Below are 585 nucleotides of genomic sequence, written 5' to 3' on the forward strand. Positions count from 1 at the left end.
GCCCTGCAGGCGCAGCATGGCATAGAGCAATGCGAAACCGAGCGCATTGAAGAGCAGCATCGACATGGTGAACGACAGCCAGCCCTGTTCCTTCTTCGGGTCGACGCCGGAGATGGCATAGAAGCCGGCCTCGACCGGCTTGAGGATTGGCGAAAGGACATTGCGCTCGCCCTCGAACACGCGGGCCATATAGAGGCCGAGCGGCCTGATCAGCGCCAGCGTGATGACAAAGAGAAGGCCGATTTGCAGCCATCCGTTGAAGGTCATGGAAAATACTCCGGGATGGCGGGGTCAGAACCGCTCGGGATGAACGAGGGTGACCACCAGATAGGCGCCGAGCGCCAGAGCGACGGCGAGGCCGAAGATGGCTTCAAACATGCTTCACCTCACAACCGTTCGAGAAGCCGTGCATAAACGGCAAAAATGCCGAAGGCGGCGACGCCCACGGCCAGGAAAACCAGGTCCAACATCTCTAACTCCTGAGGATAATTTGGAGCCCGCACTTTGCCTCTCTTCCGGATCAAATCTCGATCGGGAAGGTGGGATGGCGGCGTAAGGAATTGATAAGGGCGCGGGGTGCCCGGC

Annotated in this window: 3 protein-coding genes; all 3 read right to left on the reverse strand. The window is 59.5% G+C overall.

Translation table 11 applies throughout. From position 1 onward, the window contains the following. Nucleotides 1-267, reverse strand: a 267-nt coding sequence (locus tag AC1D0P_RS27275; protein WP_477679589.1) for a potassium-transporting ATPase subunit KdpA, incomplete at its 3' end; no start/stop codon positions are given. A gap of 24 nt (nucleotides 268-291) precedes the next feature. Continuing rightward, entirely contained in the window at nucleotides 292-378 is an 87-nt protein-coding gene (kdpF, locus tag AC1D0P_RS27280; protein WP_477679591.1) for a K(+)-transporting ATPase subunit F, read from the reverse strand. 8 nt (nucleotides 379-386) lie between these two features. Then, on the reverse strand, nucleotides 387-585 hold a 199-nt coding region (locus AC1D0P_RS27285; protein ID WP_477679590.1), incomplete at its 5' end, for a hypothetical protein.

Source organism: Polaromonas sp. P1_G2, from assembly GCF_056405515.1.

Excerpts from the sequence above, each read along its gene's own strand:
- kdpF (WP_477679591.1), bottom strand. The coding sequence starts at position 378 with ATGTTTGAAGCCATCTTCGGCCTCGCCGTCGCTCTGGCGCTCGGCGCC.